The sequence below is a fragment of the Bacillus sp. FJAT-27986 genome, from assembly GCF_001685035.1.
Lineage (GTDB): Bacteria > Bacillota > Bacilli > Bacillales > Pradoshiaceae > Pradoshia.
Map to the genome: position 1 here is coordinate 121,611 of NZ_MAYV01000012.1, position 24,305 is coordinate 145,915.

20 protein-coding genes are annotated in these 24,305 nt (G+C 36.8%); 13 read left to right on the plus strand and 7 right to left on the minus strand.

Annotation, left to right across the window (positions count from 1 at the left end; translation table 11 throughout):
• Positions 1-50: 50 nt before the first annotated feature.
• Both A8L44_RS06965 and A8L44_RS06970 read left to right on the plus strand, forming a co-directional pair.
• Positions 51-2,315 carry a ribonucleoside-diphosphate reductase subunit alpha gene (locus A8L44_RS06965; RefSeq protein ID WP_077248013.1) on the plus strand — a complete coding sequence of 755 codons (2,265 nt, stop codon included), beginning with the start codon at positions 51-53 and terminating at the stop codon, positions 2,313-2,315.
• A 16-nt stretch (positions 2,316-2,331) separates the two neighbouring features.
• On the plus strand, positions 2,332-3,384 hold the full coding sequence (locus tag A8L44_RS06970; RefSeq protein WP_066103565.1) for a ribonucleotide-diphosphate reductase subunit beta: 1,053 nt from the start codon (positions 2,332-2,334) through the stop codon (positions 3,382-3,384).
• Between the two features lie 45 nt (positions 3,385-3,429).
• On the opposite strand, the gene A8L44_RS18450 is transcribed toward A8L44_RS06970, so the two are convergent.
• Positions 3,430-3,582: a YpzG family protein gene (locus A8L44_RS18450; RefSeq protein ID WP_077248014.1), complete on the minus strand. Its 153-nt coding sequence runs from the start codon at positions 3,580-3,582 to the stop codon at positions 3,430-3,432.
• Positions 3,583-4,671: 1,089 nt separating this feature from the next.
• On the opposite strand from A8L44_RS18450, the gene A8L44_RS06975 reads away from it, so the two are divergent.
• From A8L44_RS06975 to A8L44_RS07005, 7 genes are all read left to right on the plus strand, one after another.
• Complete coding sequence (locus A8L44_RS06975) at positions 4,672-5,274, plus strand: DUF6438 domain-containing protein (protein WP_066103567.1); 603 nt, start codon at positions 4,672-4,674, stop codon at positions 5,272-5,274.
• A gap of 133 nt (positions 5,275-5,407) precedes the next feature.
• Entirely contained in the window at positions 5,408-6,511 is a 1,104-nt protein-coding gene (locus A8L44_RS06980) for a branched-chain amino acid aminotransferase (protein WP_066103569.1), read from the plus strand.
• 174 nt (positions 6,512-6,685) lie between these two features.
• Positions 6,686-7,117, plus strand: a complete 432-nt coding sequence (locus tag A8L44_RS06985) for a MarR family winged helix-turn-helix transcriptional regulator (RefSeq protein ID WP_066103571.1) — start codon at positions 6,686-6,688, stop codon at positions 7,115-7,117.
• A gap of 30 nt (positions 7,118-7,147) precedes the next feature.
• Complete coding sequence (locus A8L44_RS06990) at positions 7,148-8,014, plus strand: YitT family protein (protein ID WP_066103573.1); 867 nt, start codon at positions 7,148-7,150, stop codon at positions 8,012-8,014.
• Between the two features lie 127 nt (positions 8,015-8,141).
• Complete coding sequence (locus A8L44_RS06995) at positions 8,142-8,876, plus strand: gamma-glutamyl-gamma-aminobutyrate hydrolase family protein (RefSeq protein ID WP_066103574.1); 735 nt, start codon at positions 8,142-8,144, stop codon at positions 8,874-8,876.
• A gap of 101 nt (positions 8,877-8,977) precedes the next feature.
• Positions 8,978-9,457 (plus strand): acyl-CoA thioesterase, encoded by a 480-nt coding sequence (locus A8L44_RS07000; protein ID WP_066103576.1) that lies wholly within the window; start codon positions 8,978-8,980, stop codon positions 9,455-9,457.
• A 737-nt stretch (positions 9,458-10,194) separates the two neighbouring features.
• On the plus strand, positions 10,195-10,533 hold the full coding sequence (locus A8L44_RS07005; protein WP_066103577.1) for a PTS lactose/cellobiose transporter subunit IIA: 339 nt from the start codon (positions 10,195-10,197) through the stop codon (positions 10,531-10,533).
• A gap of 461 nt (positions 10,534-10,994) precedes the next feature.
• Here the strand turns inward: A8L44_RS07005 and A8L44_RS07010 are convergent, their stop codons facing one another.
• A complete protein-coding gene (locus A8L44_RS07010; RefSeq protein ID WP_066103579.1) occupies positions 10,995-11,246 on the minus strand; it encodes an alpha/beta-type small acid-soluble spore protein in 252 nt (83 codons plus the stop codon).
• Between the two features lie 118 nt (positions 11,247-11,364).
• Here A8L44_RS07010 and A8L44_RS07015 point away from each other — a divergent pair, with 118 nt between their 5' ends.
• On the plus strand, positions 11,365-12,120 hold the full coding sequence (locus tag A8L44_RS07015; protein ID WP_066103581.1) for an exodeoxyribonuclease III: 756 nt from the start codon (positions 11,365-11,367) through the stop codon (positions 12,118-12,120).
• Positions 12,121-12,273: 153 nt separating this feature from the next.
• Here A8L44_RS07015 and A8L44_RS07020 read toward each other — a convergent pair whose 3' ends face one another.
• The 3 genes from A8L44_RS07020 to A8L44_RS07030 are packed head-to-tail and all read right to left on the minus strand — an operon-like array spanning position 12,274 to position 15,324.
• Positions 12,274-12,663 carry a DUF3021 family protein gene (locus A8L44_RS07020; protein WP_066103583.1) on the minus strand — a complete coding sequence of 130 codons (390 nt, stop codon included), beginning with the start codon at positions 12,661-12,663 and terminating at the stop codon, positions 12,274-12,276.
• 57 nt (positions 12,664-12,720) lie between these two features.
• Positions 12,721-13,995, minus strand: coding sequence for an MFS transporter (locus A8L44_RS07025; RefSeq protein ID WP_066103586.1), 1,275 nt, complete (start codon positions 13,993-13,995; stop codon positions 12,721-12,723).
• A 12-nt stretch (positions 13,996-14,007) separates the two neighbouring features.
• Positions 14,008-15,324, minus strand: coding sequence for an alkaline phosphatase family protein (locus A8L44_RS07030; protein ID WP_066103587.1), 1,317 nt, complete (start codon positions 15,322-15,324; stop codon positions 14,008-14,010).
• Between the two features lie 311 nt (positions 15,325-15,635).
• On the opposite strand from A8L44_RS07030, the gene A8L44_RS07035 reads away from it, so the two are divergent.
• From A8L44_RS07035 to A8L44_RS07045, 3 genes are all read left to right on the plus strand, one after another.
• Positions 15,636-16,454 carry a pyruvate, water dikinase regulatory protein gene (locus tag A8L44_RS07035; protein WP_066103589.1) on the plus strand — a complete coding sequence of 273 codons (819 nt, stop codon included), beginning with the start codon at positions 15,636-15,638 and terminating at the stop codon, positions 16,452-16,454.
• Positions 16,454-19,117, plus strand: a complete 2,664-nt coding sequence (gene ppdK, locus A8L44_RS07040) for a pyruvate, phosphate dikinase (protein WP_066103591.1) — start codon at positions 16,454-16,456, stop codon at positions 19,115-19,117. The genes A8L44_RS07035 and ppdK overlap by 1 nt, the downstream gene beginning before the upstream one ends.
• A 214-nt stretch (positions 19,118-19,331) precedes the next feature.
• Positions 19,332-21,506, plus strand: a complete 2,175-nt coding sequence (locus A8L44_RS07045) for an ATP-dependent Clp protease ATP-binding subunit (protein WP_066103592.1) — start codon at positions 19,332-19,334, stop codon at positions 21,504-21,506.
• A 103-nt stretch (positions 21,507-21,609) separates the two neighbouring features.
• Here A8L44_RS07045 and A8L44_RS07050 read toward each other — a convergent pair whose 3' ends face one another.
• Together A8L44_RS07050 and A8L44_RS07055 are read right to left on the minus strand one after the other, a co-directional pair.
• Positions 21,610-23,097, minus strand: a complete 1,488-nt coding sequence (locus tag A8L44_RS07050; protein WP_066103593.1) for a potassium/proton antiporter — start codon at positions 23,095-23,097, stop codon at positions 21,610-21,612.
• Positions 23,098-23,268: 171 nt separating this feature from the next.
• A complete protein-coding gene (locus tag A8L44_RS07055) occupies positions 23,269-24,270 on the minus strand; it encodes a sugar kinase (protein WP_066103594.1) in 1,002 nt (333 codons plus the stop codon).
• Between the last annotated feature and the right edge of the window lie 35 nt (positions 24,271-24,305).

The window sequence follows — 24,305 nt, forward strand, 5'->3', positions numbered from 1 at the left end:
AACAGACGTTTTTAATCGATTTATCGGCAAACAATAAGGGGGAAATTAGTATGGCAGTATCTTACGAATCAAACTATGCAAGTCTGGAAGTCATAAATTTAAAAAGCATAGAAACATACATAAAGGAATGTGTTAGTTCCTATACATCTATTTATTCAGCAGAGGAATACTTAGAAAAAATCAAGACAGCACTTGAGTATAAGTCTGACTATAGCAAGAAAGAGTTGGTGAATTTACTGGTACTAAGCGCCGTAGAGCGTATCTCTGCTGATGAGCCTGATTGGACATTTGTGGCGGCAACTATTTATTTAGACCAGTTATATGATAAAGCTTCAAAAAGCCGGGGATATGATTTAACACACAAATATGGGAGCTTTCATCAGCTTGTTGAACTATTGACTGATATGGGGATTTATAATCCAGCATTGTTAAATGAATATACGGAAGACGAAATCAATGAACTCGAAGCAGTCATCGATTCATCAAAAGATCAGTTGTTTACGTATATTGGCATTCGGACGCTGGCAGATCGCTATTTAGCCAAATCTCATCATGGAAGCTTATATGAACTTCCTCAGGAACGGTTTATGATTATTGCCATGACATTAATGATGAATGAGCCTAAAGAACAGCGAATCAAATTAATAAGAGAAGCATATTGGGCCTTATCCAATCTATATATGACGGTGGCAACTCCTACGCTTGCTAATGCTGGGAAAAGCTATGGCCAATTATCCAGTTGTTTTATCGATACTGTTGATGATAGTTTGCAAGGTATCTATGATTCAAACACCGATATTGCCAATCTATCTAAAAATGGCGGAGGAATAGGTGTTTATTTAGGGAAAATTAGAGCGCGAGGCAGTGATATTAAAGGATTTAAGGGTGTTTCCTCAGGAGTTATACCATGGATGAAGCAATTAAATAATACCGCCGTCAGTGTGGACCAACTGGGCCAAAGACAGGGTGCCATTGCAGTTTATCTGGATGTTTGGCATAAGGATATATTTGCCTTCCTCGAAGCGCGTTTAAATAATGGGGATGAACGTTTTCGAACGCATGATTTATTTACTGGTGTTTGCATTCCGGATTTATTTATGGAAATGGTCAAGGAGCGGGGTACCTGGTATTTATTTGATCCGCATGAAGTAAGAAAAGTAATGGGATATTCTCTTGAAGATTATTTTGATGAAGAAGCAGGGGATGGCCAATTCAGACAAAAATATACTGAATGTATCAATCATCCGCAGCTTTCCAAAAAAGAAATACCTGCCATTGAAGTGTTTAAGGCGATCATGATTTCTCAGCTTGAAACAGGAACATCTTATATGTTTTATCGGGATACGGTCAACCGCTCTAATGCTAATCGCCATAAAGGAATGATATATTGCAGTAATTTATGTACGGAAATTATGCAAAATCAAAGTGCTACCAAAGTTATTGAACAAAGAACCGAGGATGGGAAAATTATTATTGAAAAAACACCGGGTGACTTTGTTGTATGTAATCTTTCGTCTATCTCCCTTGCCAAAGCTGTAAAGGAAGATGTCCTTGAACGCTTAATTAAGATACAGGTGAGAATGCTTGATAATGTCATTGATTTAAATAATATCCCGGTCATTCAGGCAAATATAACGAATAAAAATTATCGTGCTATAGGACTTGGGACATTTGGCTGGCATCATTTATTAGCGCTTGAGGGCATTGCCTGGGAATCAGAGAAAGCCGTTGAATACTGTGACCGATTATACGAAAAAATCGCTTATTTAACGATTAAATCAAGTGTGGATTTAGCTGGTGAAAAAGGTGCTTACCCATTTTTTGAAGGATCTGATTGGGATAGCGGATTCTTTTTTGACCAAAGAGGCTATGATTCAGATGCTTGGAGTCAATTGAAAAATAGAGTGCATACATCCGGAATTCGAAATGGCTATCTTATGGCCGTAGCACCAAATTCTTCAACTGCGATTATTGCCGGTTCTACATCCGGAATTGATCCAATTTTCAGAAGGGAATATTCCGAAGAGAAGAAGAATTACCGTATTCCAGTGACTGCACCTGACTTGAATCTGGAGACAATGTGGTATTATAAATCCGTTTATTTAATTGACCAAAAATGGAGCATTCTCCAAAATGCACGTCGTCAAAAACATATCGACCAAGGAATCTCGTTTAATTTGTATGTCCGTAATGATATTAAAGCACGTGATTTATTAGACTTGCATCTGCTTGCATGGGAGACCGGATTAAAAACAACATACTATGTACGTTCTACTTCAAGCGCTGTTATAGAAGAATGCGAAAGCTGCCAATAAGGATGGGGGAAATATAATGGATACAAAAACAATAGTGGAAAAACGTAAATTAGTCGATCGGGAAGCACCGAATAGTTCAACGGGTATTATTAATGGCAGAAATTCAAATATTTTAAATTGGGATGATGTGCGCTATCCATGGGCATATCCTAAATATAAAGTAATGCTATCTAATTTTTGGACGCCTTTTGAAATTAATATGGTGAATGATGCGAAACAATTTCCAAATCTTTCAGAAATTGAACAAGAATCCTTTCTAAAAATTATAGGCTTGTTGGCATTGCTTGATAGTATCCAGTCTGACTATGCCAGTAAAGTCGCCGACTATCTGACCGATTCATCTCTGAATGCATTGATGATTATGCTGGCGCAGCAAGAAGTCATTCATAACCATTCCTACTCCTATGTATTGTCAAGTATTGTCCAGGAAAGCAAGCAAGATGAAGTTTTTGAATATTGGAGAACTGAAGAGATTTTGCGTAAACGAAATGATTTTATTACTGATGGCTATCGGGATTTCACAGAAAACCCAACAATTGAAAATCTGCTTAAATCGATTATCTATGATGTAATCCTAGAAGGGCTCTTCTTTTACTCAGGCTTTGCTTTCTTTTATAATTTGGCCAGAAACCAAAAGATGGTGGCAACTTCAACGATGATTAATTATATAAATCGAGACGAGCAGATCCATGTTGGGCTGTTTGAGAAGATTTTTAAAGAAATAGTGGCTGAACATCCTGAAACAAATACAGAAGAATTGAAAAATTTTGCGATTGAAACCTTCCGAACTGCTGCAGAGCTTGAGATTGAATGGGGTTATAAAGTTATAGGAAATAAAATCGAGGGAATTACGATGGCTGAGCTCGAACAATATATCCAGTTTATGGCTAATAAGCGTTGCAATCAATTGGGGTATGGAAGATCTCCGTTTCCAGAGGTTCCGAACAAAAATCCATTAAGATGGATTGTTGCCTATCAGGAAGTGGATTTAGGCAAGACGGATTTCTTTGAGCAGAAATCAAGACAATATACAAAAACAACAGATACCAATGGATTTGATGAACTGTAAATGTAAAAAGACGCCATTACGGCGTCTTTTTGCTTGAAGGCATCCTTACCAGCGGTGAGCTTTCGCATTGCTCCTCAAAATGATATTGGTTTGGGACATTGCAGTATGTCCGTTAACCTGTGATTTTGAGCGCTTCCGCCTTGTCCAGTTATGGTGAAAAAGAGAAGAGTGTGGATCTAAATGATTCCGATAACTCATTGCTTATCACCCCATCAGTAGGATACGTTCTGATGTCCCTTTTGAGGACATCAAGTATAGGATATACAAAATGAGTGCCTTTTAATCTCGGGAAAAGTTCACGAATTATTTTCTATATTATGATAAAATATATATAATATGGATATTGATGGTGGATAATTATGCGAAATTTGGAATATGAACAATAATAACGGAGAAATCTATGCCGCGGTCTCCCATTTTGACAGAATGATTTATAAAATCATCTGTTAAAGGGGAAAATACGATGAAATAGCACTGAAAGAAGTCCGGAAGAATGATATGACTGTTGTTTATAGTCAAGAAGCCTATCCAATCCAACGTTTTATGATGTTGGTACTTTTATATCTAAAAGCCATTCCCTGGAAAGTACCGAGTTTTGAGTTGGATCATTAATTGGATGTATGATATATAATCCACCAGATTATTCAGTCGGATGGGTACTTTGATGTAACACATCATCGAATTATCCTTATTGCGGAACCTGTATAAGTAAATGTGTTATTGAATAAAAGTCGGGCTTTCTTATAGTTTGTTTTCTGCTTATGAGCCAGCACTTCTTTCAGATAAAATTTGTCCAAAAGAAAGATTGCTGTTTCTAATTTTCGTAAAATTAAAGTTAGCATATTTATCTGAAACATCAATTTTTACAGATATGTTATAGTAGCTTAGTGATTGATTTTAATTTATTGGCAGAAATCCATACAGAAACATTCCTCGATATTGTCAAGAAAGAACAGCTTGTTCTCTTTTCAATTTCTTCACCATGTAAAATACACTCTCCCGCAAAATGATAACTAACATCTAAAGAGGTATGTTATATTTTTTTAAAACTATATTAATTTAGGAAATTTAACTCATATTATACTTGTAGCAGCCAGCCTTAAATAGATACTTTTGGTCTTTAATTAATGTGTCAGTTGGCTTATTATAAATGGTATTGGTCTTTCATAGTATATATGGTAGACCTATTATAATTTGGAAAATGTTTGAAAAGTGAGCGCGGTGATAAATATATAGATATCTAGCACTCTAAAGAATCAGTTTGTACTAATAGGAGGAAGTATAAAGTTGTTTAAAGAATTTTCCATCTCGCGGACATCATGTCTTGGCAAATCCCCGATTTATCAGGCAACCATCACAAGTGAAGGGCATGTAAGTTGGCAGGGTGAGAAGTATGTTTCATATATAGGCGTTAAGAACTTTATGGTTTCTAAGCAAAGAGTTAAAAAAATTGAAGATCTCTTGCTATCATTCGATTACAAAAACTTCATTTATAATACTACTGCACAAATTGTGCCGGATAGCCCGACTTGTGTTACCCGATTGGTATATCAATTTGGCGAACATAAGACAGTGGTACATGATTTGGGTGACGAGGATGCTGCTTGTGATAATAGTAAGCATACATTGAAAAAATTGGATGCCTTTGAAAGAAAAATGGAAGAATTATTGGGATTAAAGAATTTAATTAAACAACCTCTCTATCTCTTCCATATTAAAAGAAAGTCGAACTCACATGAGGAATATGTAATATCCAGCTCCAATCAAGCTGATGCATTTCAAATGATTAATGTGAATGAGGCTAATTATCATAACTGGCAGATTGATAAGTTAGGAAAAGATAGTACAGGTCGTATACATCCATATATCATTATGAGCTCGGAGCGCTAAAACATTTGATTATGAGAAATAGTCGATGAATTGGAGTTTTTTTATTAATTTTAAGTTTGCTACTTGCAGGTTCCCTATTTGAGGAGTACAATTAATTTTATTAATTATTCTGACAATTTAAAGGGGACATCACATGGATACTCAACTAATTTCTATCACAAAAACCAATTATAAAAAAGAAAAGCCCAATCCTGAAACACTTGGCTTCGGAAGAATTTTTACGGATCATATGTTTATTATGGATTATGATGAAGAATTGGGTGGGTGGCATGATCCGAGGATTATTCCCTATCAACCTATTACACTTGAGCCTTCCTGCATGACTTTTCACTATGGACAAACGGTTTTTGAAGGGCTAAAAGCATATCGTACTCACGATAATCGGGTTTTTCTGTTTAGACCGGAAAAGAATTTTGAACGGATGAACAAATCTAATGATCGTTTATGCATCCCCCATATAGATGAGTCGTTTGTTATCAAGGCATTGGAAATCCTAATCGATATTGATCGTGAATGGATTCCGGACCGGGAAGGTACTTCTTTATACGTACGGCCGTTTATTATTGCAACAGAACCTTATTTGGGTGTTGCACCGTCCAAGCATTATCAGTTCATAATCATTTTGTCACCAGTGGGAGCGTATTATAAAGAGGGAATCAATCCCGTTCGAATTGGTGTTGAGAAAGATTACGTACGATCTGTAAAGGGCGGTACAGGGATGGCCAAAACAGGCGGTAATTATTCATCCAGTCTTAAAGCACAGGAATTGGCAGAAGCACTTGGCTGTTCACAGGTGCTTTGGCTTGATGGAATTGAGAAAAAGTATATCGAAGAAGTCGGAAGCATGAACGTCTTCTTTAAAATAAATGGTGAGGTTGTCACGCCTGCATTAAACGGCAGTGTATTGGATGGTGTGACTCGTCAATCAATTATTCAGCTATTACAACATTGGAACATCCCAGTTACAGAACGTCGAGTTTCTATGCAGGAGATTATTGAGGCTAATAAAAATGGGAAATTGGAAGAAGCCTTTGGGACAGGAACAGCAGCAGTAGTTTCGCCAATTGGTGAATTATTATGGGATAATGAAATTTTAACCATCAACAAAGGGAAAATAGGAACGTTAACGCAAAAATTATATGATACCATCACAGGAATACAAAATGGAAAAGTAGAAGATCCATTCAATTGGATAAAGGAAGTCAAAGAAGAAAGCCAGATACATGTATATAAATAAAAAGTTTTGAAAGAGAATCGTGGGTAACCACGGTTTTTTTTATGCCTTTTTGTTTGGTTAATATTAATTTGGAAAGTGTATATATAAGATAGTTAAACTATTTAATTATAATATGGTATAATAATTAAGCAAAAAAATTAAAATTATTCTCGATGTAAGAGAGGACAATATAGGATGGATGGTAAAGAAAATCAAATAGAAGAATTTGAAAGTATATTGATTTCAACAATTAGAACAATCATGTCGGAGATTACGCAGCATCAGGATTTGGGGATTACCGGATCGCAATTTCATTTGTTAAATAAAATTGAAAAAGAAAAAGTGACAAACGTTAAACATTTAGCGAAAATCCTCAATGTGAAACCAAGCGCGATCACCGTCATGCTTGAAAGGCTGGTGCAGCATGGATTTGTTTCAAGAGTTCAAGATGAGAAGGATAGAAGGTTTGTCGCTGTAACACTTACCGAAGAGGGGGTTCAAGTTCTTCAGAAGGCAAGAGAGAACTCCCGAGAAATTTTAAAAAAGTATGCAGCTTTACTGGATGAACACGAACTGAAGATATTAAATTCTATTCTTCAAAAATTTACTGATTATCAATCAAAATAATAAATATTTATAAAGAAAGAAGGAATAGTTTTGCCAAAAACACATAAAAAAGCATCTATATTAAAAATACTAACAAGATTTTTCTTCATTACACTTGGTGCAGTCATGATGGCTGTTGCATTGGAACTCTTCTTGGTACCAAACAGTGTCATTGATGGTGGAATAACTGGGATATCCATTATGCTTTCACATATAACCAAATTACAGTTGGGACTATTCATCTTTATTATTAACTTGCCATTCCTTTATATTGGATACAAACAAATTGGTAAAACTTTTGCGATTTCCTCTATTTATGGTATTGCTGTCCTTTCTGTTAGTACAGCAATGTTGCATCATATTGAGCCATTTACAGATGAGAAAATCCTGGCTGTGTTATTTGGAGGATTGATTCTTGGACTTGGAGTTGGGATTGTCATTCGTGTTGGCGGTGCCCTTGACGGTACAGAAATCATAGCGATTTTATTATCTAAGAAATTAAGATTACCAGTTGGACAAATCATTATGTTCATAAATGTTTTCATCTTTATAGCTGCAGGTTTCGTATTTGAATGGGATTCTGCAATGTATTCTATTTTCGCGTATTATATGGCCGCTAAGGTTATGGATATCGTAGTAGAAGGTTTAAATGAATCTAGATCTGTAACGATTATTTCCAACGAATATGCAGAAATTTCAGAGGCTATTCAGGATCGCCTTGGAAGATCGACCACGTTTATTTATGCAAAGGGTGGCTACCTAAAGGAAGATACGCAAATGGTTTATTGCGTAATGACACGTCTGGAATTGGCTAAATTAAAAGATGTTGTACATGATATTGATGAAAATGCCTTTATAGCGATTCAGAACGTTTCTGATGTTATGGGCGGTAACTTTGAAAAGAAAAACATACACTAATATTTAATACGATAGCAGCTCATCATTGGGCTGCTATTTTTGTTAGTTGAATAAATTACAAATATTTCTAGAGTAAAAATAATATTTAATGGGAATAGAAGTGAGAGATTAAGGGAGGAATTTAGATATGAAAAATGATAAACCGATTATTGGGTTAACAAGTAATATATTAAAAATAGAAGGAAACAATACAACAACTGTATTTTTAAGTTATTCAGAAGCAATAAAAAAAACAGGTGGAATTCCATTGATTTTTCCATTGGGTAATGAGGAACTCGCTAAGATTTGGGTTTCGATGGTTGATGGGATTTTATTAACGGGTGGTATTGATGTGAATCCGATATTTTACAATGAACCACCAAGTGAGGATTTAGGAGACACACATAAGGGGCTAGATCAATCACATTTCCAAATCATTGAAGAAGCACGCAAGCAAGGGAAACCGTTATTTGGAATATGCAGGGGTTCACATTTAATTAATGTAGCAGCAGGTGGAAGTCTCTACCAGCATGTTGAAGAAGATAAAGAAGATGATAATTCTGATGATTTGGAGCATCTATCAAATGTAGAGCGGCCTGAGCCAGTTCATACAGTTTTTTTAGAACAGGATAGCCAACTATATAGTATTGTCAAAAAGGATAAAATGGATGTGAATAGTTTTCATCATCAGGGCATAAAAGAGTTAGGTAAAGGCTTAAAACCAGTCGCGAAGGCTGAAGATGGATTAATAGAAGCGTTTGAAGGAATTGATGATTCAATTATGGCAACACAATTTCATCCAGAAGAATTGCGTAAACATGATGCCAGCATGGATCAATTGTTAAGACATTTTATTGGTGTTTGTAAGCAAAACGCTTTATGAGAAATTAAGTAAGCTAAACGAAAAGACTGTCATTTGGCAGTCTTTTTCTATGTGTAGTATATTGGGATAAATAGAATATACTGGGTTAGGGGTCGAGCGCCATGTTGGATGAAGGCAAAGTACCAAGTAATTCAAAAGCTTATTTGACTGATTTAGTTTTACCTGCTGATACAAATCAGTACAATTCGATTTTTGGTGGTAAGGTAATGGCGTATGTTGATAAAATTGCAGGAATTGCTGCGATGCGTCATTGTAGAAAACCAGTGGTTACAGCTTCAAGTGATTCGTTCGATTTTCATGCTCCTATTAAATCTGGGCAGGCTATCTGTTTGGAGGCGTTTGTTACTTGGTCACACAATACCTCAATGGTGGTGTATGTAAGGGTTGAAGGAGAGAATCTGATGACTGGAGAGAGAAGACTAACGTCTGAGGCATTCTTGACCATGATTGCGATTGATAAAGATGGAAGGCCCTCTTCAGTTCCTAAAGTACTGCCTGAAACCGAGCTTGAAAAAGAGCTGTATAATCGTGCTGAAGCGAAGTATCAAGAACGGAAAATGAGAAAGCAGAAATCTAAATAAGGGAGTCACCAAAGCCTTGGAAATATGTTTTTCAAGGTTTTATGATGATTTTTGTAACGGCTAATACTCCTCAATTATTCCTGCTTTTTAAAAAGAAATAGTCCTAAATTAGAAGGAAATTTCTAGAGATGAATAGCTATAGTTGAGTTACTTCTACCAAAGAAGAGAGAAAACATATACATAGATCCAGACCGAATTCAGTAACCTGAGGGAGCTAGTTTACTATTATAGAGATTAACACAGATGATAACAGGGAGGGCTGAGGCCTTCCCTTTTTTATTTCTGAAAAATAAATAATGGTATCTGACTCCTCTAGATATTTCATATTAACCATGTGTATACCTCCGAAACTGAACAGGGTTTACAGAGAGTGATATAGACTCAAGATCAGATGTTCTCAGTATTAATTGGATGATTATCCTATCATAAAAATCTTAGGATCGTCAGATATAAATAACTCAAACGAAGGTACTATATTATATGAAAATACTAATTGTGAATGCTGATGATTATGAGATTTATTGCATTTGAAATTTCTGGTTAGTAAGCCTTTAAAAAGGGTATTGTTTTATCAACGTTATGAATGATTTTTCGACTATGGAATATTGATTGGAAATTCCAATCTGATACGTATTAAAAGATATGAAAATATGGATAGCATAAGATAAAGCAGGAGAATCAGAGATGAGGACTGCAATATTATAAAATATCAAATCTATCTAAATGGAGGGAAAATGATGAATGAAGTAGAAAAATTCAGGTTAATTCTCCATGGTGGAGACGGTCGAAGCTGTGCGGTGGAAGCAATTGCTGCAGCGAAGCACGGAGATTATAGCCTAGCTCACCAAAAATTGAAAGAATCAACAGATGCTATTCTAATGGCTCATCAAACGCAAGTTTGTTTATTACAGAAAGAAACGGAAGAAGTTATGAATGTATCATTCTTAATGCTACTTGCACAGAATAATCTGATGAAAACCTTGACAGTTAAGAATATGGCTGCTGAATTTGTAGAATTATATGAAAGCAGCGAGTTACACACCGGAATTGATAGAAAAATTTATAAAAATGTATGAGGAATAAATTGGCTGTGAAGGGATTATGGTTTACCGATATTGAAGATGGCAAATAAAAACTGGAAAGAGTAGGAACGTTGCCAAATTAAAAAGAAGGTTTGCTTGTATTATCATTGAATTGATGGGTAGAAAGGCATTACAACAAGCTGTCAATGAATAAAGGAGCAATCAGGAAGTTTACTCTATGACAGCGTTGTTGAAATCAGCTGTATTATTACAAGTAAGGGCCTTACCAATAGCAATTGGCGATCTTCCGGTTGCGTCTGAGTACAGTAAAGTAAATTAAATCATTTGAGAGTGAAACGGTAATTTTGGAAAACAGGATTAGCTGTAATTGAGTTAACGAGCAATCAACTTGTATCTTCGGGGGTTAACAAAATAGTTGAAAAACTCTGTAGCTCTATAAATTTCAGCTTTTATAATTCTTCACTTAACTTTTTTTGAAGCCTGAGAGGCTTTTTTTATTGCCTCAATATATTTTCCTTTGCCAATTTGGTTAATTCCTTCACCATGCTTCCACCTAGTTTACCGCCGATTTTTCCTGCATCTGCTGCAGCAATGCGACCATTATATCCTTCATTGAGGGGAATGCCAAGATCTTTAGCTACTTCATATTTTGCTCTGTCCGGGTGGTCGGCTTGCGCCACTTTTGCTTTCAGCTGATCTAATTGTTCCCTGGATTCAGGTACTAAAATTTTTCTGCGTTTGGCCATCGTTAATCACGTCTCCTTTAAATATAAGGTGCCCAAACCGCATTTTATCTACTCGATTTGTTATAATGAATTTTATATGAATTAGATAGAGATATTTAGCAGGGGGAAAATTGAAGTTATGAAATTTGTTTCTTGGAATGTGAATGGGATAAGAGCTTGCGTTGGAAAAGGTTTTTTGGATACTTTTAAAGAATTAAACGCTGATATATTTTGTTTGCAGGAAACTAAACTGCAGGAGGGCCAGATTAATCTGGAGCTGGATGGCTATTATCAATACTGGAATTACGCTGTAAAAAAAGGATACTCAGGCACGGCAATTTTTACTCGTCAAAAACCATTATCCGTTAAATACGGGATTGGGAATGATGAGTATGATGTGGAAGGCAGAGCCATTACATTGGAATTTGATCAATTTTTCATTGTAAATGTGTATACACCAAATTCACAGCGTGACCTGGCAAGGCTTGGGTACCGTTTGGTTTGGGAAGATTTACTTTATGCTTACTTACATGAATTGAATAAAGAGAAAGCAGTGATTTTAACGGGAGATTTAAATGTTGCTCATAAACCCGAAGATTTACGAAACCCCAAATCAAATAAAGGGAATTCTGGCTTCACAGATGAGGAACGAGGTAAGATGACAGCTTTATTATCTATCGGTTTTGTTGATTCCTTCCGTTATCTCTATCCTGATAAAACAGAAGTGTATAGCTGGTGGTCTTATATGAGCAAAGTCCGCGAACGTAATATTGGGTGGCGGATTGACTACTTTATTGTGTCTGAATCAATCGCTAATCTAATTACCGAAGCAGAAATCCACACGTCAATTATGGGTAGTGACCATTGTCCAATTTCTTTGGAAATGAAAATTTGAGTCGATGTAATTTTTAGTTAGTCGTATAGAGAAGTCCATATTCAAAAGTAAGGCATTAATCTAAAAATTATTTGAAAACAAAGAAACACTTTCAGCATTTCGAGAAAGTGTTTCTTTTTGTTTGTTAAAGCATTCTGTAAATCTCTTTATGGTTTACCGTTTGATTAGAATACCAAAAATGAGGTAGAAGATACTCCATAAAGTAATTCCCCATATCAAAAAGATACCCAATAAGGCTGCAATATCCATTAAAGATTTTATTTCAAACCATCCACTGAAAATAAGACATGGAAAAATGGTCAAAAGCATAAAACCAAAGTGAATTATACTCTGCTTCTTCAACGACCAGCCATCAATACTGTATATAACTGAAAAACCTGCAACTAGAGCACTGATTATACCCACAATAAACGTACTTCTTACCTCATGAACCGGTCCAGAGCCGTAATAAAGAACAATTGATATACTAGTCAAAATTAAAAAAGGTATAAACGCTCTTATCATTCCTGCCGTTACATAAGCTATTGTCTTCACCTCGTTCATATATCATATTCACAAGAGTAGACCTTACCAATAAACAGATTATATTTGTTAACATATTTATAATTTTGCCGTAACAGTAGGGGCATGCTGGGCAGTATTTGGCACACGGAGCATGAAGAGCCCGCCAATGATAAATAGGACCACTAAACTAAGCACACCAATATTTGTATTGCCGGTAATTTGCGTTGTGATTCCCATTAAAAATGGACCGGTAATAGCAGCAAATTTTCCAAAGATATTATAAAAGCCAAAAAATTCATTTGAAGACTCTTTTGGCACAAGTTTAGCGTAATAGGAGCGGCTTAAAGCTTGAATCCCACCCTGTGACGTACCTACCAGGATAGCCAATATCCAAAAATCAAGCGCTGACGTAATAAAATAAGCGTAGATACAAATAAATGTGTAGATTGCTATACCTACTAAAATCATGATTTTTTCATTGTATTTAGCTGCCAGTCTGGCATATAGCAAAGAGAATGGAGCGGCTATGACTTGCGTGACAAATAAAACAATTAACAAGGTAGTCGAGCTAAAGCCTAAATCAGTTCCATAGGCAGTCGACATCGTAATAATCGTATGCACACCATCAATATAAAAAAAATAAGCAATCAGGAAAATAAATAAATGACGATAGGCTCTGATATTTTGGAACGTAGCAAACAGGCGTTTAAAACTCATCCTGATTGGGTTTCTAACCCGTTCAATATAATATGTTTGTTGTACATTTCTTAACAGCGGAATCGTAAATAATCCCCACCATAGTGCTGTGATTATAAAGGCTGCTTGCATTGCTGCTGTAATGGAGAGTGGAATGATTTTTTGTTGAGCGAGCAGGGTGAGGGCAATCCCAATGATAAATGGAATGGTACTTCCTATATACCCCAATGCATATCCGTGAGCAGAGAGTTTACTCATTTTATTATCATCGGTCACATCTACTAAAAAGGCATCATAAAAAATATTTGCGCCTGCAAAACCAATGGAAGTGATGATGTAGCAAATCAATAAAATGATCCATTGATCAAAAGGTACGATTGCTAGCATGAAAGTGAAGAGTATCCCCAGTGAAAAAAAGAAAATAAAGAAACGTTTCTTAAATCCTTTAAAATCTGCAATTGTACCCAAGAGCGGTGCCAAAATAGAGATTAATAATGTACCAATAGAATTGGCATAACCCCAATAAGCAGTTGACGTAGCATTCGATATATTCGCTGCATCTGCGGCTGCTTTGAAATAAATAGGAAAGATGGCTGTCACGATTACAATTGAATAGGCTGAATTTGCCCAGTCATAAAAAGCCCAGCTTTTCTCCTGCTTTGTTAGTGAACTCATACCTTACCTCCTTTATTCTTTTGGCTGGATAAACGCTTCTATCACCTTTCCATCTGTTTCTCCCAGGGAGAGACCCAGCATAGCAGCTAATGTAGGACCTATATCGACAAGGTGCATGTTTGGAATGATTTGTCCGCTTGTGACTCCTTTGCCTGCTGCTATAAATACGGTGCTGTAATCTGGTTTTTGAGGAGAATATCCATGTGTGGCCAATGTATATTTGGGTTCACGCTTCACATCTTCTGCGCTTATATGCTTAATGAAATCGCCTTCATAAGATTCCGTGAAATAGAACCCTTTTCTTGCTTCAAGCATGAAGGCACAAGCTGGGTCTGCCCCTAAATTTTCTGCTTCAGTACCAGTCAGGATTTGTTCAATCCCGTTGTCTTTGTTCTCCATTAATTTAGTCAATAATGACTGAACTCGCTTGTAGGTACCGATATCTTCTTTATCTTTTACGTAAATATATGCTGATCCATCACAGGATTTACAATAAGCCTTCCAATTGATCAATTTTCCTTGTTTGTTAATATGTATAAAATTTTCCCGTTTAAATAGGGTGTTTACTTGTATCGCTTTATTTTCATCTAATGCACTGTGATCCCCAAGGACAATCACTGTTGTTTCTTCATATAATTGTATTTCTTTCAATGTGGTAATAATTTGGCCAAGACGTTCATTATGCCTTGTCAGTGCTTCATTAGCTTCGCTGGAATCAAATCCATGGTCATGTCGCTTTGAATCCAAATCTGTGAAATGAACAAGAAGTAAATGTGGCTGCTTCGTTTTGATTGTTTCAAGGCAAGAGGCCAGCACAAAGTCATCTAAATGTGGTTGACTCAGTCCCTGCCTCAGATGGCCGAATTTTTTATTCAGCTGCCATTGGTAGAGAGGACTGCCGCTGAAGAGTGAGACAAGCAGTTGAGTTTGCCAGGGTCTGTTTGGAAAAATTTCCGGCAAATTGTAATCGATGTTCGCACGGCCAGTGACAGGCCATAAAAGGGAAGCGGTTGTTAGGTTGGCCTTTTTTGCCTGATCATATAAAGTAGTGCCTTTAATAGAAGATCTGTACCATTGCCAATCAGGAGATTTCCGGCCGGGCTGAATAAGCGTATTGTTGATAATCCCATGTCTTTTCGGATAATTACCTGTGATGATGGATGTATGACAAGGATAGGTTAAAGAGGGGTAGATGGTTTGAACATGGTTTGCATAAGATCCTCTCTCAATTATATCCCTGAAGTGCGTTAAATTAGTTAATTTAGGAAAATCCAATGCAGATAAGCAATCAAAAGATATTACAATTATTCGCTTTGTTAGGCCGTTCATAGATACCTCCTTTCCGCTTTATCTTTTATTTTACTATTGTGTAATGAATTGTATAGTTTATTTTTTTTGAAAATACATAAAATTGAGATATATTTATATATAATAGATGATTTTCAAGAAGTAAATTGTGTTATACTAATTGGTAAAAAGTATAACATATTAGTTTGAATTTTAAAAAAGTGGTGATACTATTAAGTTAACGAAAAAATTAATTGAGGTTGATTTAGAGAGGGAGATGAACAGAAAAATAACAGTCATTGCTTATATATTACGAATACATAACTAATTTATGGATAGAAGGGAATTGGCTGATGAACAAGAGGGAAATTGTATACGTTATATCTGATTCGGTAGGAGAAACAGCAGAATTTGTCGTAAAGGCGGTTGCCACACAGTTTAATGGCGGACAAGTAGATATTAGAAGAAATTCATATGTAAAAAGTGAAGAAGATATTGATGAAATTATCAATTTAGCAAAACAGGACTCCTCCATTATTGCGTACACCCTTGTTATTCCTTCCTTAAAAGAGCATGTGGATTTGCGGGCTAAAGAAGCGAATGTAGTAGCAGTTGATCTGTTATCTCCATTATTAAATGCATTTGAGGAAAAATTCCATAAGCCAGCCAATCATCTTTCAGGATTAACCAGACAATTGGATGAAGACTATTTTCGTAAGGTTGAAGCAGTTGAATTTGCCGTCAAGTACGATGATGGTAAAGATGCAAGGGGTCTTTTAAATGCAGATATTGTGATAATAGGAGTCTCAAGGACTTCAAAAACTCCATTATCGATGTATTTAGCACACAAAGGGTACAAGGTAGCCAATGTGCCTTTAGTTCCAGAAGTTTCACCGCCTGATGAGTTATTCAAAATTAAAAAGAGTAAATGTGTTGGTCTGATTATAACTCCAGACCAGTTAAATGCAATCCGTAAAGAAAGATTAAAATCATTAGGTTTAACCTCTCAGTCTAACTATGCCAGTTATGAGCGAATATTAGAGGAATTGGATTATGCCGAGAAAATTATGAAAAGAGTCGGCTGTCCGATCATTAATGTTTCCAATAAAGCTATTGAAGAAACAGCGAGTATTATTTTGGATATTTTAAAAGGTGAGAGGAGCTATGTATGATGACTAAATATGTTTATCTTTTTAACGAAGGAAATAGTAATATGAAAGATTTATTGGGTGGTAAAGGAGCTAATTTAGCTGAAATGACGAATATCGGTTTACCTGTACCATTTGGATTCACCATCAGTACAGAAGCCTGTAACTCTTATTATGAAAATGAAAAACAAATTACTGAAGAGATGGAAGAGCAAATTCTCGAGGCACTCCAAAATCTTGAACAGAGCACTGGTAAAAAGCTTGGCGACCCAACTGATCCCCTCTTAGTTTCTGTTAGATCAGGATCCGTCTTTTCAATGCCGGGTATGATGGATACTGTCTTAAATCTCGGTATGAATGATAAAACGGTTGTTGGCATGGCAGAGTTAACAGGAAATCCAAGGTTTGCTTATGACTCTTATCGTCGTTTCATTCAAATGTTCAGCGATGTGGTTTTGGGAGTTGATGGATTTTATTTTGAGCAATTGCTGGAAGATATACGTGAACAAAAAGGGTATCAAAATGATCCTGAATTAACCGCCGAAGATTGGAAAACAGTTATAGAAGGTTATAAAAATATTGTTAGAAAGCACACGAAACAAAGTTTCCCCGAAGACCCTCGTGAGCAAATGTTTTTAGCTGTTAAAGCGGTATTTGATTCTTGGAATAATCAGCGTGCAAAAGTGTACAGACGTTTAAATAAAATTCCTGGACATTTAGGAACAGCAGTTAATATTCAAAGCATGGTTTTTGGGAATATGGGTGAAGATTCCGGAACAGGAGTGGCATTTACCCGAAACCCATCCACCGGAGAGCATGTTTTATATGGGGAATATTTAATTAATGCTCAGGGAGAAGATGTAGTTGCGGGAATCAGGACACCACAGCCTATACATACCTTGGAAAATGATATGCCAGATGTTTTTGAACAATTCGTAAATACATGCAAGCAGCTTGAAAAACACTATTTGGATTTGCAGGATATAGAATTTACGGTTGAGCGTGGACAATTATACATTCTTCAAACGAGATCCGGTAAACGTACTGCACAGGCAGCCATTAGAATTGCTGTAGAAATGGTGCAGGAAGGGATCATCGATAAAAAAACAGCGCTGTTAAGAGTAGATCCGGAGCAATTGGATCAGCTACTCCACTCCCGAATTGATGACACTTATGAACGAAAACAACTGGCTAAAGGCCTTCCAGCATCACCAGGATCTGCTACAGGCCAAGTAGTATTTGATGCGAATGAAGCAGAAAGATTGGGCAATGACGGCCAAAAGGTCATTCTTGTCCGTCCTGAGACGACACCTGATGATATTCATGGAATAGTTGCTGCCCAGGCAATTGTTACAACCCGTGGGGGAATGACAAGCCATGCTGCCGTGGTAGCGAGAGGTATGGGAAAGCCATGTATCTGCGGCTGTGAGCCATTAAAGATTGATTTAAAAGAAAAGCAATTCAGAGTTGGCGATACAGTAGTGAACCATCATGATACCATTACGATAGATGGATCTACAGGTGAAATCATGCTTGGAGAGATTCCAATGATTGATCCAGAATTATCGGATGAATTTTTAACTTTATTATCATGGGCGGATGAAACTAGAAAACTAGGGGTACGTGCAAATGCCGACAATCCAGAGGATGCAAGAAAGGCTCTCGAATTTGGGGCTGGCGGAATCGGACTATGTCGAACAGAGCATATGTTCATGGATGCAAAACGTGTACCGTTTGTCCAACAAATGATTCTTTCTGAGACCATTGCGGAAAGAAATAAAGCATTAGAATATTTATTGCCAATGCAGCAAGAGGATTTTGAAGGCATTTTTGAAGCCATGCAGGGAAATCCGGTTACTATTCGCTTATTAGATCCACCATTACATGAATTCTTACCTGATAAAGAAGAATTAATCATCGAAGTGACGAAGCTTCAAATTACTGATCCTGATTCAAAGGAATTAATGAAAAAAGAGCAACTGTTAAAAAAGGTTCGTCAATTGGATGAATTTAATCCTATGCTTGGACATCGCGGTTGCCGATTAGGCATGATTCATCCAGAAATATACGGCATGCAGGCAAAAGCTATTTTCTATGCGATTGCTAACTTAATGGAGCGCGGTATTCCGGTTCAGCCTGAGATCATGATTCCGCTTGTTGGACATGTGAATGAATTGAAACAAATGCGACAATTGGTGATGGATACAGCGATTCAGGTAGAGGCAGAAACGGACAAAAAGTTCCAGTACACGATTGGTACTATGATTGAAATCCCAAGGGCAGCACTTACTGCTGATCAAATTGCCAAAGAGGCAGACTTCTTCTCATTCGGTACTAACGATTTAACCCAAACAACTTTTGGATACAGCCGTGATGATGCGGAAGGGAAGTTTTTACAAACATATATAGAAGAAAAAGTCCTGCCTGAAAACCCTTTTGCAGTGTTAGACCAAGATGGTGTAGGTAAGCTGGTCGAAATGGGAGTGAAATTGGGCAGACAAACAAAACCTGAATTAAAAACTGGCATATGCGGGGAGCATGGCGGAGAAAAAATATCAATCGACTTCTGTTATAAAGCCGGTTTAGACTATGTAAGCTGTTCGCCTTATCGTGTTCCATTGGCAAGGCTGGCAGCTGCACAGGCAACTTTGCGATATGATGATATAAAGGAAGCCGTGACTAATTAATTATTTGTTTATCTAAGAAGCGCTGTATCAGGCGCTTCCTTTTTTTATGATTAAAAAATAAACAAAGGGGTATAAAATAGTTGAAAGTCAAAAAAGGTCAGAGTATAATGTAATTAAGGTCAAAGATAGTCAAAGTCAAATTGACCAATTTTCAAATGAGTTTAGTAACTGTAAAACGATAAAATAAATTTAGAATTATAAGGAGGATACATCTATGGTTTGCGAAAAATGCCAACAAAACCAAGCAACTGTACAGATGCAATTAAGGGTGAATGGACATCAGGAAAATCATCATTTGTGTTCTTCATGCTATAAAGAGGAACGCAATAAATTAGGAGCTCAAATGGGAGGAATGAATTTACATCCATTTAAGCCATTTACATTAGAATCATTTTTCAACCAGGGTAACGGAGATTCATTTATGTCAGATATGTCTGGCTCAATGGACCAGACAAATCACAACCAGCATAAACAGGTCAGAACACAAACACAGCCGCCTAATGGTGGAGGATTACTTGATCAATACGGTCGTAACTTAACTTATAATGCAAAAGCAGGACTCATTGATCCAGTGATTGGACGTGAAGAAGAGGTTAAACGTGTAATTGAGATATTGAACAGACGTACGAAAAATAATCCAGTCCTGATCGGTGAACCAGGGGTTGGTAAAACAGCGATTGCTGAAGGACTTGCGCTTAAAATTGCGGAAGGGAATGTTCCCTTAAAACTAAAGGATAAAGAAGTATATCTGCTTGATGTTGCTTCCTTAGTATCCAATACTGGTATTCGTGGGCAATTTGAGGAACGGATGAAGCAGCTTATTCAAGAATTGCAAACAAGAAAAAATGTGATTCTGTTTATTGACGAAATTCATCAGCTTGTAGGTGCCGGATCTGCAGAAGGCTCCATGGATGCAGGGAATATTCTGAAACCAGCGCTTGCGCGTGGAGAGTTACAATTAGTAGGTGCAACAACATTAAATGAGTATCGTCAAATTGAAAAAGATGGGGCACTTGAAAGACGTTTCCAACCAGTAATGGTTAATGAGCCTACAACTGCAGAAGCGTTAGATATTCTAAAAGGATTAAGAGAAAGATATGAATCCTACCATTCCGTTGAATTTAGTGATGAAGTATTAGAAGCAGCGGTAGAACTGTCACACCGCTATATTCAAGATCGTTTCTTGCCGGATAAAGCCATTGACTTAATGGATGAAGCTGGTTCTAAATTGAATTTGACAATTGAAAATCAAGGTGAAGAATCAGTAAAAGAAAGATTGGCGCAAATTCACAAAGAAAAAGAACAGGCATTAAAAACAGAAGCCTATGAACAGGCTGCCAAACTTCGAGACGAAGAAGAAAAACTTGAAAATATGCTTAAAACAGGAACTGGTGAAAAGCCGAAGGTAACTGTAGAAGATATCCAGAAAATCATCGAACAGAAAACAGGTATACCAGTAGGTAAGCTACAAGAGGATGAAGCTGTTCGAATGAATAAGCTTCAAGAGGAACTTAAAAATAAAGTAATCGGTCAGGATGAGGCCGTTCAAAAAGTGGCGAAAGCTGTTCGTCGGAGCCGTGCCGGCTTAAAAGCCAAAAATCGCCCAATTGGATCATTCTTATTTGTAGGTCCGACTGGAGTTGGGAAGACTGAGCTATCAAAAGCATTGGCAGAAGAATTGTTTGGCACAAAAGACTCTATGATTCGTTTAGATATGAGTGAATATATGGAGAAACACAGTGTGTCTAAATTAATCGGTTCTCCTCCGGGATATGTCGGACATGAAGAAGCAGGACAATTAACCGAAAAGGTTCGCCGTAAACCATATAGCATCATTCTTTTGGATGAAATTGAAAAAGCTCATCCAGATGTGATGCACATGTTCTTGCAAATCCTTGAAGATGGACGTTTAACAGACAGTCAGGGACGCACAGTAAACTTTAAAGACACAGTGATTATCATGACAAGTAATGCAGGAGTCGGTGAGAAAGTTAAGAAAGTTGGTTTTGGAGCAGGAGGAGTAGAGGAAGAAGTATCTATTCTTCAATCTCTTGGCAGCTACTTCAAGCCTGAATTTTTAAACCGTTTTGATAGCATCATTGAGTTTAAATCATTAACAAAAGAAAACTTACTTGAAATTGTAGATATTATGCTTGCTGAACTATATGAAATGCTTGATCATGAAGGATTTAAACTGACCATAACAGATGAAGTAAAAGAAAAACTGGCTGAGCTTGGATATAATCCTGCTTTTGGAGCACGTCCATTACGTCGAGTTATTCAGGAACAACTTGAGGATGGAATTGCGGATTGTGTCTTCAATCACCCAGACAAGAGAACATTTAAAGCAGAAGTGATCAAAAACGAAATAAAAGTAGTGACTGTCTAATAAAAATGCCTCCTATCCTTGAGATAGGAGGCATTTTTTGATGAGATTTTGTTCTTTAACCTATCATAGTTTTGAAATAGGATACTAACTTCTAATCTTACTATTATTCTTCATTATCAGTATTTTTCTTTCGCAGTAACTGTTTTACGCTGCGTTTTTTTAACTTAGGTGTCAATACATAGAGAAAATCGCCTTCTTTGATCACTGTGTCACCGGTAGGGGTAACCAATTTGTCATCTCTTATGATTGCATTGACCAATGTATGGTCAGGGAATGGTATTTCAATTAGTGTTTTCCCAATCAAGAAAGAGTCCGGTTCCATTTGATATTTCACCATTTCAGCATTGGCCTTACCCAGTGAGACAATTTCAAGTGAATGCTTAGGGGTTTCACTGGCAGGCTCGGCTAATCCAAGTTTGCCAGCCACGAAGGATATGGTGGATCCTTGTATTAAACAACTTGTTAATACAACAAAGAAGACAACATTAAAAATCAGGTGGCTGTCTCCAATGTTTGCAAGTAAGGGAAATGTCGCCAGGACAATTGGTACGGAGCCTTTTAAGCCAGCCCAGGATAAAAATACTTTCTCTTTAAAATTGAAATTCATTTTAATAGTAGAAATGAATACAGCTGCCGGCCTTGCAATCAGGATTAAAATAACAGAAAGCAATAAGCCTTTTAAGATAATTTCAAGTGAAAATAAATCGTCGGGATTAACAAGTAAGCCTAATATAATGAACATTAAAATTTGCATCATCCAGGCAAATCCTTCGGCAAAGAATTGTGTAGCTTTTTCATAGGCGACCTCAGAGTTTCCAATGATAATAGCCATTACATAGACGGCCAGTAATCCACTTCCGTTTAGATTCGCAGTAATACCGTATGTTAATAAAGCGAATGTAACAGCGAAAACAGGGTAAAGGCCAGTTGATTCCAAATTGATCCGATTAAGCACAGCAACGGCTATTTTCCCGAATATCCATCCAAGCAGTAAACCAAGTCCCATCTGGACAATAAAAGATCCAATTAGATTAACTACATTTACTTCAGAAGAGGTAATCATTTCAATACAGGACACGGTTAAAAAGATTGCCATCGGGTCATTGGAACCAGATTCAGCCTCTAATGTTTTACCTGAATGGTCTTGTATGTTTTGTCCTTTTAATACAGCAAATACTGCTGCTGCATCCGTTGATCCAACAATTGAACCGAATAACATAGCTATCAGCCAATCAACATTAAGAATATAATGAGCTGCTATCGTAACTATTGCAGAGGTTATCAAAACACCAATGGTTGCCAGTGAAAGGGAAGGGAGAATAATTGGCTGCAATGATTTCCATTTAGTTTGTATTCCACCTTCAAACAAAATAATAATCAAGGCCAGAACACCAATCGTTTGTGCTAATCCTGCATTCGAAAAATTAATTACGCCGAAGGTATCATTTCCCATGGCCATTCCGACAAGTATAAAAAAGACGAGTGAAGGGACTCCTAATTTTGCTGAGAATTTGGTAGACAGAATTCCGAGGATTAATAGGATCGCTGCTATTAAAATATAAAAATCAGTTGTTAGTACTTCAGATGGCATGAACAATCGACTCACTTTCTGTAAATCTATATAAGCTGTTAATAGAATATATATACCTATCTCCATAATTGCATAATCTTTAAACTTGTTTTTCGAGAATTGCTTTTTATTGAAAGGGAGCAGAAGAGGGGAGAAAATGAAAAACAGGTGCTTTTTTAGCACCTGCTTTCATTAGCGTTTGATAACTACTTTTTCATTTTCAACATCAAATTGTTGAACATCCGCCTTGCTGGCAATTTGAAAATCGCCGATAATGGTATGTTTTAAGGCGAATGATGATAGGGCAAAATTAATGATTTCTTGAGGACTGTATTGATTGTTGATTCCATATAATACGCCAGCTACAAATGAATCGCCCGTACCGATTCGATCAAGAACATTTACTTTAACCGGACCTGCTGTGAAGTGCTCTGTTTCAGTTATAATGGCACATCGTAATTCTTGTACATTGTTACCAAGAATATTTCTTTCAGTTGTGTAAATTTGGTCAAACTGATACTCTTTTTGAAACTCTTTTAATAAAGCGATTTTTTCTTCGAATGTGTTAACTTCTCTTTTTTCCTGTCTGATTGTTAGAACGTCCAGGTAACTTCCGATAATAACATCAATATATGGCAGGATTTCGATGTAAGCTTTTCTTGCTTCATCTAATGTCCATAATTTTGCACGATAGTTAAAGTCAAAGCTGATTTTAATGCCTTTTTGTTTTGCCGCCTTGACCAATTCCATAGTCGTTTCACGTGCATTTTTACTTGCACCTAAACTAATTCCGCTGACATGGAGCCATTTAACTTCGGAAAGCATCGCTTCAAAATCATAATCATTTGGCAAAGCTTCAACAAAAGCGGAGTTTTGGCGATCATAAGTGACTTCTGTAGGTCTGATGGAATGACCTTGTTCAACAAAATATAAGCCCATTTTCTTGCCTTTATAGACGATATGATTAGTGTTTACACCATATTTTCTTAACTGTGTGACAGCGGCAAGTCCAAGGTTATTATCTGGTAAGCAAGTAGCATAGGAGGTTTTTTCACCCCAATGACTGAGAGCGACAGCAATATTTGCTTCAGAACCACCATACATCATATCCAGCTGGCTTGCCTGAATTAACATTTGATGATTGGTTGGTGTTAAACGCAACAGCATTTCACCAAATAACATGATTGATTTCAATACGTGCACCTTCTTTATTTGACTAAGAATATAGG